This is a genomic window from Thalassoglobus sp. JC818, from assembly GCF_040717535.1.
Lineage (GTDB): Bacteria > Planctomycetota > Planctomycetia > Planctomycetales > Planctomycetaceae > Thalassoglobus.
This window is the reverse complement of record NZ_JBFEFI010000012.1, coordinates 15,897-32,163: the sequence shown is the minus strand read 5'-3', so window position 1 is coordinate 32,163 and position 16,267 is coordinate 15,897. Positions and strand designations below refer to the sequence as shown.

The following is a 16,267-nucleotide window of genomic DNA, read 5'->3' as shown; positions in this document are numbered from 1 at the left end:
CGTTCGTGAATCACTCAAGCAGCGTTCGACGGGAACGAATCACTGGACATGACGGTTCCCGCCTTCACTTCGGAAGCTTCTTTGCTCAAGCAGACTTTCGGGATTGTCGAACAACACTCTTCTGGCAGATGAAAGCCGATTCTCCCGTTGACGAAGTTAGTCTGTCGAATTTGATTGCAGGTGCCATTCCTGGATCGACTCCACGCGCGGCGTCGGATGCTTGTCGAGATACTCCAGTGCTTTAATCATCGCTTCGCAGCCCGGAAGTGTCGTCGCACAAGGAACTCCGTAGGTCACCGCCGCCGCTCGAATTCGACCTTCCTCAGTCCGACTTCCCTTGCCGCTTGGTGTGTTGAAGATGAACTGCACATCTCCGTTGACCATCATGTCGAGCAGATTCGGTCGACCTTCCTGAACCTTCTTGACGGTGTCTGCTTCGACACCTGCATCATTAAGAACTCTTGCTGTCCCGATCGTCGCAATGATTCGGAAACCGAGTTCCTTGAGTCGTCTGGCCGGTTCAATCATGGCTGACTTATGAGCCCCTGCCATGCTGATGAACACAGTTCCGCTCGTCGGAAGTTCAACTCCTGCTGCGAGCTGACTCTTCGCGAATGCAGCTGAGAAGTCGTCGTCGATCCCCATGACTTCCCCGGTCGATCGCATTTCCGGACCGAGAATGATGTCGACTCCGGAGAACCTTGAGAATGGGAATACGCTCTCCTTCACAGACGTATGTGTCGGCCACACTTCTTCAGTGACACCTTGCTCTTTCAGCGAAACGCCCGCCATCACTTTGGCAGCCATCGAGGCAAGTGGAAGACCGGTCGCTTTCGAGACAAACGGAGACGTTCGTGAAGCTCGCGGATTCACCTCGAGAATGTAGACGTCGTACTTCGTCCCCTCTGCTTTTTCAGTCTTCTTGATCGCGAACTGAATGTTCATCAGTCCGCGAACCTGAAGTTCTTTGGCCAGTGCGTAAGTCGATTTCTTGATCTCTTCGATGACATGCTCTGGAAGCGAGTAGGGCGGCAACGCACAAGCTGAGTCACCACTATGCACGCCCGCTTCTTCGATGTGTTCCATGACACCGCCGACGAGCGTTGTTGCACCATCTGAAATGGCATCGACATCGACTTCAATCGCATCCTGCAGGAATTTGTCAATGAGGACCGGATGATCCGGGCTGGCGTCGACAGCTTCTGTCATGTAGCGGACGAGGTCTTCTTCCTCGTAGCAGATCTCCATCGCTCGACCACCGAGAACGTAACTCGGTCGAACCAGAACGGGGTAGCCGATTCGCTGGGCGCTGGCTCGTGCACCTTCGACATCGATTGCTGTGCCATTTGGAGGTTGGCGAATTCCGAGCTTGTTGAGGATTTCCTGAAAGCGTTCGCGATCCTCAGCTGCGTCGATGTTGTCCGGACTGGTTCCGATGATAGGAACTCCAGCAGCTTCCAGCCCGCGAGCCAGGTTGAGCGGAGTCTGACCACCGAACTGGACAATGACGCCGTCTGGATCGAGTTGGTCGCAGATGTTCAACACATCTTCGGTCGTCAGCGGTTCGAAGAAGAGAAGATCTGACGTGTCGTAATCCGTCGAGACTGTCTCGGGATTCGAGTTGACCATCACGCTTTCAATGTCCAGCTCCGCCATCGCGAAGGCTGCGTGACAGCAACAGTAATCGAACTCGATCCCCTGCCCGATCCGGTTTGGTCCTCCACCGAGGATCATGATGCGTTTGCGATCGCGATTCGGACCGGGAGCTTCGTTTTCGATTTCGTAGCTACTGTAATAATACGGTGTGTACGCTTCGAACTCAGCGGCACACGTATCGACCTGCTTGAACGTCGCAGTGACGCCGAGCTTCTTGCGATAGTTCCGGACGTCCATCTCAGATGTGAGCCACCAGTCAGCAAGTTGGCGGTCTGAGAAGCCAGCCTGTTTGACCCGTCGCAAAAACTCTGCTTCGACGTCTTGAAGGTGTCCAACCTTGCGAATCTCTTCTTCGATCTCAATCAGATCTCGAAGCTGGAAGAGGAACCACGGATCAATTCCGGTCAGCTGGTTGATCTCTTCAAGAGACAACCCGGCCTTGAAGGCATATCTCAGGTAAAAGACACGTTCGGAATTCGGTGTTGCGAGCTTGCTGCGAATCTCTTCGATCTCTGGTTGTTTGTCGGTTCCCCACAGATCTTTTTTCCCGCCGCCGAACCCAAAGTGGCCAATCTCAAGCCCACGCAACGCCTTTTGGAACGACTCTTTAAAGGTCCGACCAATGGCCATCGTTTCACCGACCGATTTCATCTGAACGGTCAGAGTTGGATCTGCATCGGGGAACTTCTCGAACGTCCAGCGAGGATACTTCGTCACGACGTAATCAATCGTTGGTTCGAAACAGGCCAACGTCTCGCGGGTAATATCGTTCGGGATTTCGTCGAGTCGGTAGCCGACCGCAAGTTTTGCGGCGATTTTCGCGATCGGAAACCCGGTCGCTTTGGATGCCAAAGCACTCGAGCGACTCACGCGAGGATTCATCTCGATGACAACCATTCGGCCGGATCGAGGATCAATCGCAAACTGCACGTTTGATCCACCGGTCTCGACACCGATCTCTCGCATGCAGGCGAACGTCGCGTCGCGCATCCGCTGGTATTCTTTGTCGGTCAGAGTTTGAGCAGGAGCGACGGTGATCGAATCGCCTGTATGAACTCCCATCGCATCGAAGTTTTCGATGGCACAAATGATCACGCAGTTGTCGGCGCGATCTCGCATGACCTCCATCTCGTACTCTTTCCAACCGAGTACGGATTCTTCGAGCAGAACTTCTGAGACCGGAGACAGCTTCAGTCCGTTGCGGACTTTCTCTTCAAACTCTTCTTTGTTGTATGCGATTCCGCCGCCGCTTCCACCCAGTGTGTAACTTGGGCGGATAATGATCGGCAGACCGATTTCGCGCTGAGCAGCGCGGGCTTCTTCCATGTTGTGAACGACGATGGAACGCGGCACATCGAGGCCAATTTTGACCATCGCTTCTTTGAACGATTCGCGGCCTTCAGCTTTCGCGATGACATCCGAGCGAGCCCCGATCATCTCAACGCCGAGTTGATCAAGAATTCCGCGACGATGCAAATCCATCGCGGTGTTCAACCCTGTTTGTCCGCCGAGAGTCGGCAGGAGTGCGTCTGGACGTTCACGCTCCAGAATTTTGGCCACATACTGCCAGGTGATGGGCTCGATGTAGGTCCGATCCGCCGTCTGAGGATCGGTCATGATGGTGGCGGGATTCGAATTGACGAGGACAACTTCGTAGCCTTCGTCGCGGAGGGCTTTACATGCCTGCGTTCCCGAGTAATCAAACTCGCATGCCTGGCCGATAACAATCGGGCCTGAGCCGATAATCAAGATCTTTTTGATATCTTCGCGTTTGGGCACGTGGTTCCTCTTTCTTACCGGCTTCTCACTCCTGAATTGCTCTTGTCCGTCGCGACAATTCCTTCAGGGGCGAAACTGCGTCACATCTTGATTCGCACTACTCGTTGACTTCTGCGATGTCTCCCAGCGACACAGGAGCGAGTCTGAAACTGCTCCGTTTGGCTGGGATCTCGCACCGCAGTTTCTCTGCAACATTTCATACAGAAAGATCGTCCGATGCGAAGCCAATCCATCGCGCACAGGGAACCAACTCTCCCTGCGCATCCTGTTTGTGCAATTCGATCCTCGGAATTGCGCAAATTTCTGAGAAGCTACCAAGCTTATCGAGCGATTCAAGCGATCAGACCGCTTCCGCCCGTGAATTCAACAGAATGACCCACGAATGACAGCACTTCAAGCGGTCTCATCATCTGAGAATTTTTGTGAATTCTCCAGTGGAGCACTTGCGATTCAGCTGCGAACCAGAATTCCGGGGCGATCGATTTGAGTTCCTTTCACCTCGACAGAGAGCATTGGCCAGCTTTCTGCAGGGGTGAGATTCTCGGCAGCTCCCTCGCGGACGAGCATCGTATCGGCAGCCAAACCTGAACGAACTGAGGGATGCCAGCAGATGACTTGCCCGTTTTCGAACCTGTGATCTGATCCGGGAACCATGCGAATTTCCGAATCGCGATAGCCCATCAGTTCCGCCTGATCTGCGGATCGCCATTCGTCAGGCACTCCAAACTTCTCATAGATGCGACCGACGCGCGGCCACGTTTCAGACATCGACCAGCCTGCTCGCGAGAAATAAGCACCTGTCGCCTGAACAAGAGTCGCCAGGTGATGGACTTCCTGAAGCTCGCTCGAAGGTTCTCCGATACAAACAGTCCGAGAAGTAGAAACATGCAGACCGCGACGGCGCCCGGTGGCTGAAATCACGACGTGTCGTTCGACTCTGTCGTTGCCGTGAGTCCAATGCCGATATCGCCAACCTTGACCATCTGCCATGATTTGCATGCGAACGGGTTCGATTCCGTTTTTGATCAAGCGATGCGACAGATGACCGGCGATCTCAGCTTCGCAAGAGCCGATTTGAAAATTTCGGCCAGTCGCTTCAACAGCATGAGCAACTGCGAGTCCCAGTTCAGCAAAGCGATCGTGCTCGACTTTTGAGTAGTGCAGACGAAACGACTGCAAATCATCGCGAACGTTCGTCGTTCCCGTTAACGGGACATCGCAGGCGATTACTCTTCCCCGACAGACATCGTGAACGAGTTTCCCCGGATCTTCGGTCCATGGCCGCTCTTTCAGCAGGAACCCAAGACCTGACAAGTCCCGATCGAATAACTGCCCCGAGTCAACGTTGTTGCAAAGCACAACCCGCGCGTCAGCGGTGACCATGACGGTCGCGAAGACATCGGTGCCTCGTGCGTGTAGATTGCTGCTTCCGTCAGTCAGCCAGGAAAAGTTGGCCGGATCGCGGATCAACAGCCCATCAAAGCCTTTGAGTTGAAGATACTCAGCCAGCAGCGTGTGTTTTCTGTCGACTTCGCCGATCCGCTGGAAATCGATCGTCTGAATTTCTCCGGAAGAAACCGGAAAATCAGGAGCGACAGCGGTCGATGTTATCGTCGTACTTCTCATAGGCTTCGATCAGACAATTTCGAGACAACGAATTGCCTAACTGAATGATAGACCTTGTCTCCACCAGTTTTTCGATGAATCTGCGTTTTTTGAAAACCGCTCAATTCATCAGTGATGGGTACTTGTCGAGTTGAATGGACTAGCTGAAGATGAGAATAACACCGACTTGATGGGCATTCCAGCAAAAGCGACCAGAACGTCAGATGCCCGGGCCAGTTAACGAGAATGTTCCGACTGAATTGATCGCAATGGCACGCAACGAAGCCGACCGCGAAGACCTCTTCGAAGAATTCCGATCCGCCCGCATCAAATGGGAGTTTGCAGACAGTGCAAGCGAAACGGTCATCGTCGCTGGAATTCGTCACGATGAGCGGTTGTCCGTCTACTTCAACACTGATCCCTGCTATCACTTCGATGCTGAGAATCGGCTCATGCGGGCCTTCGTCGACGGGAAGCTCTTACGAACACACGGAACTTTTCTGGCCCAACTCAATCGAATTCGCACCGAACAAGAGACAGTACTTCAGCGACACGACATGGTCGATGATGAACTTCAAGAACTCTTGAGTGATGTTCACGCCAACTTGAAGCAGTTCCAAGAATCGCTTGTTCAGAATCAATTGACGGTCGTGCGTTCGTCAGACGAGGAGACTGATTTGAGCAGTCTCACGGAACGCCTGGAAGTGATTCTCAGCAAACCGATCGCCCTCGCCCCACCTTACCCAACGCGTCGCAAATGAAGCCATTCGCCACTTCTACGGGAGTCGACATTCACAACCGGTAGAGAACACTTGCGGAATGTTCTCAGCCAGTTGAATTCGAGTTAACTTAAAAGCTTGGCGATTGGATTTCCCTGATCAGTCACCGGTACCGGTCGATCTCCGGCATAGAGTGACTTTCGATAATCGACACCAACTGCCGCACATATTGTCGCAAAGAAGTCCGGAACACTCACAGGGTCAGACACGATCTGCTTTGAGAGTTTATCCGTCACTCCATAGGCTCCGCAGTGTGCCAGTCCACCGCCAGCCAGCACGCATGAAAACGCGGTCCCCTGATGGCCGCGTCCCCCACCGCTGTCGAATCCTGATGGGCGTCCAAATTCTGACGTGATCGTAATCAACGTCTTGTCGAGCAGCTGCTTCTCTTCGAGGTCGACAATCAATGTTGAGAGTGCCGAGTCAAGCTCTTCGATCAGTTTGTGCTGGTTGACGATTCCGCTGTTGTGCACATCCCAGCCGGAGCCATTGAGAAAGTTGAGATTGTGACTGACTTCGATGAAACGCACTCCACGCTCCACCAGTCGTCGACTCAACAAGCATCGCTGTCCAAACTCTCCACCGTATCGGTTGCGTAATTCGCTCGGCTCTCCGTCCAGTTGAAAGACACGATTGAACTCCGGACCGCTCAGCTTGAGACTCTGCTGAATGGCAGCTTCATAATCGAGAAGCTGCGCGACGGCGGTCTGCTCATCGCTCTTACGAAGCGAATTCAAGAACCGTTCACGACGTCGTTGGCGTTTTTCTGTGATTCCATCCGGTCGGGAAAGTCCAGCCGGGCCACGACCAGTTTCTGTCAGATAGAGGTATCCGTACTTGGCTCCCAGAAACCCGGGACCACGCGTCACATTTGGGTAACCGATTAAGACATATGGAGGAGCCCCGTCGTCTACGGGACCTCGCTCATGACAAATCAATGAACCGAGCGAAGGATATGTCACTGTTCCGGAAATCGTTCGCCCGGTATGCATCCGATTTGTAGCAGCGGCATGCTCGTCGATGACGTCATGATGTACCGTTCGAACAGCCGTCACTCGATCCATCACACCTGCTGTCTTACTCAGCGGTTTGCAGACTTGAACGCCGTCAACAACCGTATTGATCGAGTCGTAATAAGAGCCCGGCTGTTTGGTGAGTGGATCACCTTTAGTTTTGGGGTCGAACGTATCGACCTGCCCCATTCCGCCTCCGAGCCAGATCGAAATCACATGCTCTGCATTTCCGCTCAGTAGCGGAGCTTGCGTGCTCGCCGAGGAAGTTTTGGCCATCGCAAACGCACTCGCGGCAGCTGCGCTCGTTCCGAGAAATTGACGGCGGGACTGAGTTTTCATTGATAAATTCCTCGGTGGGAAAGCTTCAGGAAGTCATCAGTTGGTAGGCATTTTGGATTTTACAGCACTGTCGAACTTGAAGAGCTATGGAACCCAGACGAATGATCGATCGTTGACGAGACTCCAAATGACATCTTCGTAAACCTCTCGCCAATCACGATCGAGGCGAGGATCTGGCGACGGGCCGCGGAGGACTCGTCGCTGCCACTCTTCTTGAATCTCATTCGCCTCCGGAACGAGATGATTCGACCAGGTCGATTTCGGCAGTGGTGGGTCTTCGGAAGGGGCTTGCACTGCTCCCAAAGAGACAATTCGTTCATCAAAACCGGCGGACAATTCGGGAAGGAACGCCTGCTGCTCTTCGGCCGTCGCATAACGGCTGTGAAAACGTAAGAAGAGTGTATTGAGGAGATCTTCAGGAGACTCAGCATCGACGGCGATTTGAGCGAGTTCGCTCTCGAAGGAAGCACGAGTCAACGACATCGTCAGCGTTCCATTCTCCAAAATCCCGGGCTGTAGCAGGTTCGGGTCCGTTTCTCGTTCGAAGATCGGCTGTTGCCGAGTTCCGGTCCAACCGAATGCTTGAAGCACATCGACAATTGGTTGAGCGCGGGGGAATGACAAGCTGGGACGATCACGCTCGTTGTTCAAACCTGCGAACATCCATGCCCGTCGAGGAAACCCGAGCGTCGTTCGCCGCGTCGCAGATTCCGCTCCATCATGTGTAAATGTCAGCTCACCGACATCCATATCACTTCCGGTCGCAACAAACAGTGAATCGACGATTTGCTCAGCTGTCAGTCGTCGAGGATCGGGAGCATTAAAGAACCGATTCTCCGGAGAAGCCAGATGATTCTTCCCCACCGCTTTTCGCTGATACGCTTGCGATGTCATGATGAGTTTCAAGACATGCCGCACATCGTAATCGTGAGTGACAAACTCATTGGCCAACCACTCAAGAAGCTCAGGGTGACTGGCAGTTTGACCTTCCCAGTCATGGACAGGTTGCACGATTCCCGCACCGAGTAATCGATTCCAAAGATGATTCACTACAATCTTCGGGAACCTTTCATTCTTGGGGGATGTGATCAATGCAGCGAGCCGTTCCCGAGAATCGTCCGGATTCTGAATGAGAAGATCGATGTGCTCATCATCTTGCACTCCGGTTTGCTCAGCAAAAGGCCAGTCAGGCGACACCTTCACTCCCGGTTGCAGCGTCACCTCAATGAGGGACTCGCGACCGATGCCTTCGAAAAACGCATCCGGAACGCGACTCGTATCCGGCGGTGCCAGCGACTGACGTTTCAGCATGGCCGCTAACGAGTAAAGATCTTCTTGGGTCGTGCTGTGGTAAGGAGAATCGTGGCAGCGAGCACATTGCATTTCGATGCCTAAAAACGCCGAAGCCAGAATGTGTCCTTTGGCAGCCATGGGAGAATCGTTCTCGCCAGCCATTCCAAATCCGGCACTTCCCCCCTCATGACCACTCCCTCGCATCAGAATCAGTTCGGTCACCATTCGGTCGAGCGATTTTCCATCGCGCAAAGACTCGTACAAGAACCATCGAAACGGACCGGTCGAATTCAACGACTGATTCAGAAGCGTCGGATTTTCCGCGAGGATGTCCATCCAGAAACTGACCCAGTGATCCGCATACCGGTCATCTTCCAGAAGACTCTCCACCAGTTGTTCCCGTTTTCGCGAGTCTGTATCGGCGAGAAACCGCGAGGCTTCTTCGAGATTTGGAACAACTCCGATTGTGTCCAGATAGACACGTCTGAGGAAAGATGCATCATCCACAACCGGTGCCAACTGCAGCGATTCCTGATCGGCGGAGTGATCCACCCAGACCGCGCCATCGCGGACCCAGTCTTCAAGAATCTCAATCTGTCCCTGCGAAAGTCCTTCTTCTGTCGGAGGCATATCTCCTGCGCGAACCCGGGCGATGAGTTCGCTCGTCTCAGGATCTCCAGGCACGACTGCAGCGAAGCCGGATTCTCCGTTTGACAAAATTCCCTGACGGGAATTGAATCGCAACCCGCCCTGCTCTTTTTCCCCATGACAGCGGAAGCACTGCTCCTGAAGGATAGGAAAGACCTTCTCCTGGAAGTTCTTTGCAGCTGCGGTTTGACTTCCTTCGAGCTGACTCTGAACTGATGCGATCTTGTCGAGAATGAAATGATCAACGGGATGATCAGCCAATTTAGCCGGACGCTGAAACGCATTCGTGAGCGACTCGCTGGCAGCTACGAATTCTCTAGCAATCGTGTGCCGACGATCCCAGAAGTCGTCCTGAGACGTCGCTGCCTCGCGTCGAATATGATCTTCGAACGCAATGAGTTCAGCCTCAATTTCCTTCAGTTTGGGCTCAATAACGTCATCGGTCATGAACAGAGGATCGTTGGAATTTCCGCTGAGCACTTTGAATGGACCTTGTCCGTCCTGCTGAATCGCGACACAGATTTCCCCAGACTCCGTCCGATTTCCCGGTCGACCGACGATCACTTCCAGCACGACGCGCACTCGCCGTGAATTTGCGTCTCCATCCGGAGCAATCACGAGTTCGCTGATTGCTTCCTGTTGCGGAAATGGAAGTCGCCGTGCGCCCGGAACAAGTGGATCAGGAACCGGCACGATTGGCTCAAGATTGCCACTGCGTCTCGGGGCACTTTTCAAACGTGAAACCAGTTTTCCGTCGATCCACAATCGACTTGTCGAACGAGCTCTGACCAGGCATTGATGACTTCCCACCGGAAGTTCAATATCTCCAGCGATCCGCAACAGGACCGGTGCATTCCAACTGGAACGGATACCCCATGATTCGTAACGAACAGGAATTCTGGAAAGTAGAAACGAGTCGGAAGACCAGCGGAGAGTCTCTGTCGGCCATGTTTCTCCGTCGTAAAGCCAGCGGTCTCCGGATGGCATTCCTTCACTCATTTGAAGGATCACATGCCCACTGGGAATTGCTCCAAGTTCGGGCATTTCTTCCGGTGCGTAAACGACCGTTCGCTGCTTGCCAACCCGGTGAAACTTTGCAGCCAAGACTTCATCTGACAATACAGCACGATGAATTGCGATGCCGTCGAGTCGCCCAGTGAAACCGTACCCGATCCTGACTTCATCATCGTCAACGACAGGAGGCTTGGTCGTGGCCCCTCCCATGTCCCACGTTCCGTCCGTCTTCTTCCCGTTCAGCCAGCCGGTGATGGAATCCGGATCGCCAAATCGATAGGTGATGGCAATGTGATGCCAGCCAGTCGCGACAGGAAAGCCGAGAGTGGACGTCCAGCGATGCCAGTGCTGATCACCCTTGGAGAGCTTGGAAGCGAAAAGAAAGTTCAGCTTCGCTTCGCCCTTCTTTCCCATTAACCGCAGCGCCCAGTTTTGATTATCGCGTGCAAACTTGCCGGAGTTGGTCCGTCCTTTACCGATCACATAGAGCAGTTGACCATCACGAATCAAGGCTGTGTTCACCCATGCTTCGAGTGTGATCTCGTCGCCATTATCGAAATCGAAGCGGCTCTGTTCCCCATCGTCAGGCACTGACAGATAGGCTTCAGCGTCGAGTTTGACCGCCAGATTGGTCGGAAGCATGTCCGGAAACTCAGGCGGTCGGGGACCTTCCTGATCACCTTCGACATTACCATGAGCCTGGTATTGCGCTGATTCCCCTTCCTCGAAATTCCACTCCGCCACAGCTTGGAGAGATTCTGAGTCAGGAGTGGATGAGTTCGGTTGAGCGGAAGGCTGAGCACTCAAAACTCCGCACGGGAGTATCACCCACAGCGTCGCTACGGCTAACGAACGAAACTTCATGTGGCAACAATCTCTTTGTAGGCTCGACCTTCGTTCTGATCGATTCGTTCCGGCCGCCCCTTATGAATGTAAATCAACTCTTTGTGGTTCAAGCCCATCAGGTGCAGAACCGTTGAGTGGATATCGTGCACGTGCAATCGGTCCTCAACTGCATGCAGACCGATTTCATCCGTCGTTCCGTACGCCTTGCCTCCCTGAACTCCGCCTCCAGCCATCCACATTGTGAAACCAGTAGGGTTGTGATCGCGTCCATCGCCTTTTTCACTCATCGGAGTTCGACCAAATTCGCCGCCCCAGACGACGAGAGTTTGATCGAGCAGCCCTCGTCTGCGGAGGTCCTTGATCAATCCAGCGACAGGCAAATCCATCCCGCCGCACATGCGTGTGTGATTGGCTTCGATGTTGTCATGAGCATCCCATTTGCTTCCAGCTCCATGATAGCACTGAACAAACCGCACACCGCGTTCGACGAGCCGGCGAGCCATTAACAGATTGCGTCCGTATGAAGCGGTCTTTTCGTTGTCCAGACCGTACAGAGCTTGTGTCTCAGCGGTCTCTTCAGAGAGGTCAACCGCTTCAGGGGCATGTGCCTGCATTTGGAAAGCAAGTTCGAAGCTGCGAATGCGCGCGTCCAATTCGCTGTTTTCTGGACGAGATTCCGCATGCCGATGATTGATCTGATTGAGAAAATCGAGCTCCATCCGCTGATGCTTCGTCGCGATCTCTTCGGGTGGATGAAGATTCGAAAACGGGGGGCCGCTCTTCTGCATTGTCGTGCCCTGATAGATCGCCGGCATGAATCCGGTTCCCCAGTTTCGGGCACCATTGATCACGCGACCGGTCCCTTCCTGCATCACGACGAACGCGGGAAGATTTTCATTCTCGGTTCCGAGTCCGTACGTGACCCAGCTTCCCAGCGATGGACGGCCGGCAAACTGTGACCCGGTGTTCATCTGACAGATTCCACCAGAGTGATTGATTCCGTTTGTCCAACACGATCGAATCACAGCCAGCTCATCCGCAACTTCAGCTGTGTGAGGCAGCCAGTCTGAAATCCATAATCCCCCTTCGCCGTGCTGCTTGAACTTTCGCTGCGTCGGAAGAATGGGAGAATCGAACTCTCCCATGGCGGTGATCACACGCCCGAAGCTTTCCGGAATCGGTTTTCCGGCCAGTTTCTCAAGCTCAGGTTTCGGGTCGAATGTATCGAGATGGCTTGGCCCTCCGTCCATGAACAGAAAGATGACGCTCTTGGCCTGACCCGGATGATGGGTCAGCTTTGATGCCAGAGGAGACGTAATCGATTCCGATCCAGATGCCTGATCGTTTTGCAACAGACCAGCCAGTGCCAAAGCCCCGAACCCGCTGCCGCTCTGAACCAGCATCTTTCGTCGCGACAGGTTCTCAGTGCGCGCGTTTTCAGTCGACATAAATCACCTCATTGGAACACAAGAGTGCGTGCAACAGAGCTGTGCGGGCTCGCTTCATTGGCGAAGCCAAATTCAAGCCATCAACAGATGCATGAAGACCATTCCCGGAAATGTCGCCGCCCAAATGATCTTCCGAATCGAAACGAAGGTCCAGAACCCGATTGGCGTGTTCCGAATCATCGCCGAACAATTTTGATCGGTCCAGCACCGCACTGTGCACGCGGACGTTTTGAATCATGCCGTCCCAGAGATGACTTCCTGAACGACCACCAATTTGGACCGGTCGATCAGACTGCACGTTCCAAGTTGCTTGATGAGTCGCTTCGGCTTCCTCAGGGGGCTGTTCTGGTTTCGACAAATCCTGCAAATAAAAGTGAATGCCCGATCCCGCTTGGTCTCGGAAGTCAATCGTCACTGCAACATAGTACGGGGTATCGAGCTTCATTCTGAGATTTGACGCAACGACTTCGTAAGTCGGTTTGCTCTCATCTTCTTTCGTTGAACCGACAAGCTGGAGGATTAAGTTGCGAGGTTGATATCGGCTCTTGGTTGATGTCACTCCCAATGACCATCCTCGATCACTCTGCTTCCCACTCCAGTTGGCGACAATTGTGCGGACTGACGCATCAGGATAAAGCGAGTCCAGCAGCACTATCGCTTCTATGGTCAACTTTCCGTTGGTTTCGGAATCGGAAAGCTGCGGAACCTTACCCGTCTGCACGATACCCGGAGACTTCTCCGAAAAACGGAGAGCACTTCCGCCACTCGGAAATGGTTCTACGGGACTCTGACGATCCGTCGTCGAAACGTATTCTGAGTACTGCTCGACAAACTCTTTTGCGTCCTCAAGTTCATCGCGATCCGGTTCTCGGAAGAAGAGTCGGTCGTAGGCCGTTTCGATAAACGACTCAATTTCCGCGTCTCCGATGTTGGATTCCATGAGTTCTGCTCGCTCATGCAGCCACTCAGAATTCATCATCAACAGCGACTGGGGAGAAGTCGTTGTCTGATGCCGTTTGCACTGACTTTCCACTCGATCGGGGAAGTCGAACGCTGCGAGCAATGGGTCGAGAGAGTTTCTCAAGACCGGCTTGTAAATCGCTCGGTCAGAATCACCCATCTGCCCGCAGGCACACAACACTCCGTCGTGAATCTCTTCACCGGAGAGTCGTCGAGGATTCATTCGCCATAGCAAGACGTTTTGCGGATCGAGCTTGGCGATGTGATCGTCCATGGCTCGCTCTGTGGATTGACGATACGTCGCCGAAGTGAGAATCCGACGATGCAAGGCCTTCAGGCTCCAGCCATCCTCCATGAATCGGCGAGCCAGCCAGTCGAGGAGTTCTGGATGTGAAGGGGGCGTTCCAAGATGACCAAAATCGCTAGTTGTCTCGACGAGCCCGCGACCGAAGTGCTGTTCCCAAATTCGATTGACAATCACGCGAGCGGTGAGCGGGTTCTTTTCACTGACAATCCACTCAGCAAGTGCCCGGCGTCGACCAGTCGATTGAAGAGCTGGATGCAGAGGCTCAATCGTGGCTGCTTCCTCTTCAAGCACAAGCGGAAACCCGGGATCAATCGGAGTGGAAGTCGGATCGTCCGGAATGACCGTTTGCGGAGAGACTTGTCCCACATCACTGATCACAAACGGAAGTGTCGGAAGCGGTTCAGGTTTGAGATGATCAAACTCTGCAAGTTGTTTGCGAAGTTCCTGTCGTTTGGCTTCCGTCTCTTCATCAAGCCATTCGGGAAGCTTCTCAGGAAGCACATCGAACTGCTTCGAAGCCAGAGTCGCAATTTGGTTTTCGTAGGGATTCAATAAGTGCCGGCGACTGGAAATCATCGCCTGAATTTCTTTCGTAAACCGATGAACCCCCTCGCGAGTCGAATGAGCGAGCAAAACTGGTGTTTCGATTTCGTGCAGTTCTTTGCGAATTTCTTCGGTTGCTTCTTCCCAGACACGTTGTTGTTCGAGATATCGAGCTTTCGTTTCGACGTCGCCAATCTGCATGTCTTCGCGCGGTTTGAGCGGAGTGAAGAAAGCGCGGAGTGCGTAGTAATCTCGCTGGAGCAGCGGATCGAATTTGTGATCATGACAGCGTGCGCATTTGATTCCCTGCGCGAGAAAGACGTCTGCAGTTGTTTCCGTCACGTCGCTGAGAATCTGCGCCCACTGACCTTCAACATCTCGTTGATTGTGTTCATAGATCCAGTGCCGGAGGTACATCGTGCCAATGAGTGCGTTGCGATTCCCCGGATCGACTTCGTCACCGGCGAGTTGCTCTGCGACAAATCGATCATACGGTTTGTCTGCGTTGAATGACTGAATGACATAGTCGCGGTAGAGATAGGCATCCGGCCGTTTGTGGTCTGCGTTGTAGCCATCCGAATCAGCGTAGCGAACCAGATCGAGCCAGAATTTCGCCTGATTCTCACCGTATGCTTTTGAATCAAGGAGTTGATCGACGAGGCTCTCGTACCAGTCCGACTGTTCTTCAATGGCAGTTGCGACTTCAGAATCTGGCGGTAGTCCGGTGATTGCAAAGTGCAGCCGGCGAGCTAATTTCTTCGCCGATCCACTATCCGACGGTTCTAGCCCTTCGGTTTGCAACCGGTCGAAGATGAAGTGATCGATTTCGTTTCGGCACCAGCCTTGATCGTCCACTTCAGGTACAGCGGGATCATCGATCGGCTGATAGCACCACCAGTTTCGGTCATCGGAAGTAATCTTTTCCGTCGCTTTCAGAGCGAGCCCTTCCGGCCAATCAGCACCTGATGCAATCCAAGCTTGAACACCCTCAATGAGACTTTCGTCCAACTGACCACTTGGAGGCATTTCGTAAGATTCATACTTCAATGCCTCGAGCAGCAGGCTCTCATCCGGCTCACCTGTCACGATTGCCGGGCCGCTCTCCCCACCGGTCAACAACCCGTCCAGAGTTGTCAGATTCAGACCGCCTTCCTGTTTTGTCTCTCCGTGACATTGCAGACAGTGCTTGACGATCATCGGTCGAACGTGATTTTCGAAGAGATCACGATTCGCTGGCGAAGACTCAGCGACTGAGCTTTCGCTCGCCAGAAGACACAAACCGACTGCCATCGAGACGATCAGGGACCAGGATATCCGGACTCGATGAGTCGGAAGACAACTCTCCTCTTCGCTCAATCTCATCAGCATTGGTTCTCCAAAGTCCACGCAGCGCACATCACAACACAAATTGAAGCAAGCTCTACAGAATCACGTCATTCAATCAATCTCGGACTTCACTCGATCTGGATCCGAGCAAGTCCTCCCATCAGCGGTATCATCAAAAGTATAGAAACATTTCGTCATCACTCACCAGACAAGACACTCAGTTGATGTCCAGTGCCTAAAGAGTTTTCGAAATCTGCGATCGAGAATTTGCCTTACAAGACGCACCACTGCGACGAGTGAAACATCACTGTTCGACTTGAAAAGCAAATCTGCGATTTGCCCTGTCTCATCAAATACTTACTTCAATTCCGCGACATGGGCAGAGATTTCGATGGAGCGCTAATCTCCTCTCTATTTTTTCGGATCTGACCTGCTTTTCGCAACGGTTTTTAGATCATTTTCGAGGGATAGCTGCACTCAATACTGACCTGACTGCTGCGTTCCCTCCGACGAGTCGCTGTCAGGCTCGCTCAATGCTGTGTCAGATGTGGATTGCGCCGCTTCTGCGGGTTATGCGGGAAGCTTGTCTTTCGATTTCAAGTCTCGACGGGAACTTGTTTCCAGAGAGCGGGTCATCGCTTGGTTGCGCAGATTCCGACTTGGGTGATTGCGAAACAACCGCAGACCAAGTTCACCGCGATTAGCGTTCCA

General features: G+C 53.2%; 7 protein-coding genes. 1 reads left to right on the top strand and 6 read right to left on the bottom strand.

From position 1 onward, the window contains the following. Positions 1-156 precede the first annotated feature (156 nt). Both carB and AB1L42_RS21540 read right to left on the bottom strand, forming a co-directional pair. A complete protein-coding gene (gene carB / locus AB1L42_RS21545) occupies positions 157-3,435 on the bottom strand; it encodes a carbamoyl-phosphate synthase large subunit (protein WP_367061355.1) in 3,279 nt (1,092 codons plus the stop codon). A 450-nt stretch (positions 3,436-3,885) separates the two neighbouring features. Further along, positions 3,886-5,061, bottom strand: coding sequence for a M24 family metallopeptidase (locus tag AB1L42_RS21540; RefSeq protein WP_367061352.1), 1,176 nt, complete (start codon positions 5,059-5,061; stop codon positions 3,886-3,888). A 203-nt stretch (positions 5,062-5,264) separates the two neighbouring features. Between AB1L42_RS21540 and AB1L42_RS21535 the strand changes: the two genes are divergently transcribed. After that, a complete protein-coding gene (locus AB1L42_RS21535; protein WP_367061349.1) occupies positions 5,265-5,801 on the top strand; it encodes a hypothetical protein in 537 nt (178 codons plus the stop codon). Between the two features lie 83 nt (positions 5,802-5,884). Here the strand turns inward: AB1L42_RS21535 and AB1L42_RS21530 are convergent, their stop codons facing one another. The 4 genes from AB1L42_RS21530 to AB1L42_RS21515 form a co-directional block, all read right to left on the bottom strand. Continuing rightward, positions 5,885-7,108, bottom strand: a complete 1,224-nt coding sequence (locus AB1L42_RS21530; protein WP_367061502.1) for a DUF1501 domain-containing protein — start codon at positions 7,106-7,108, stop codon at positions 5,885-5,887. 147 nt (positions 7,109-7,255) lie between these two features. Continuing rightward, positions 7,256-10,990 (bottom strand): DUF1553 domain-containing protein, encoded by a 3,735-nt coding sequence (locus AB1L42_RS21525; RefSeq protein WP_367061346.1) that lies wholly within the window; start codon positions 10,988-10,990, stop codon positions 7,256-7,258. Beyond that, the gene (locus AB1L42_RS21520; RefSeq protein ID WP_367061343.1) at positions 10,987-12,420 is read right to left on the bottom strand and encodes a DUF1501 domain-containing protein; all 1,434 of its coding nucleotides are present in this window, start codon (positions 12,418-12,420) and stop codon (positions 10,987-10,989) included. Before AB1L42_RS21520 ends, AB1L42_RS21525 begins: the two co-directional genes overlap by 4 nt. Continuing rightward, positions 12,410-15,598 (bottom strand): DUF1553 domain-containing protein, encoded by a 3,189-nt coding sequence (locus AB1L42_RS21515; protein WP_367061340.1) that lies wholly within the window; start codon positions 15,596-15,598, stop codon positions 12,410-12,412. The genes AB1L42_RS21520 and AB1L42_RS21515 overlap by 11 nt, the downstream gene beginning before the upstream one ends. Positions 15,599-16,267 lie beyond the last annotated feature (669 nt).

Excerpts from the sequence above, each read along its gene's own strand:
- AB1L42_RS21530 (WP_367061502.1), bottom strand. The coding sequence starts at position 7,108 with ATGGCCAAAACTTCCTCGGCGAGCACGCAAGCTCCGCTACTGAGCGGA.
- AB1L42_RS21525 (WP_367061346.1), bottom strand. The coding sequence starts at position 10,990 with ATGAAGTTTCGTTCGTTAGCCGTAGCGACGCTGTGGGTGATACTCCCG.
- AB1L42_RS21515 (WP_367061340.1), bottom strand. The coding sequence starts at position 15,598 with ATGCTGATGAGATTGAGCGAAGAGGAGAGTTGTCTTCCGACTCATCGA.
- AB1L42_RS21520 (WP_367061343.1), bottom strand. The coding sequence starts at position 12,420 with ATGTCGACTGAAAACGCGCGCACTGAGAACCTGTCGCGACGAAAGATG.
- AB1L42_RS21535 (WP_367061349.1), top strand. The coding sequence starts at position 5,265 with ATGCCCGGGCCAGTTAACGAGAATGTTCCGACTGAATTGATCGCAATG.
- AB1L42_RS21540 (WP_367061352.1), bottom strand. The coding sequence starts at position 5,061 with ATGAGAAGTACGACGATAACATCGACCGCTGTCGCTCCTGATTTTCCG.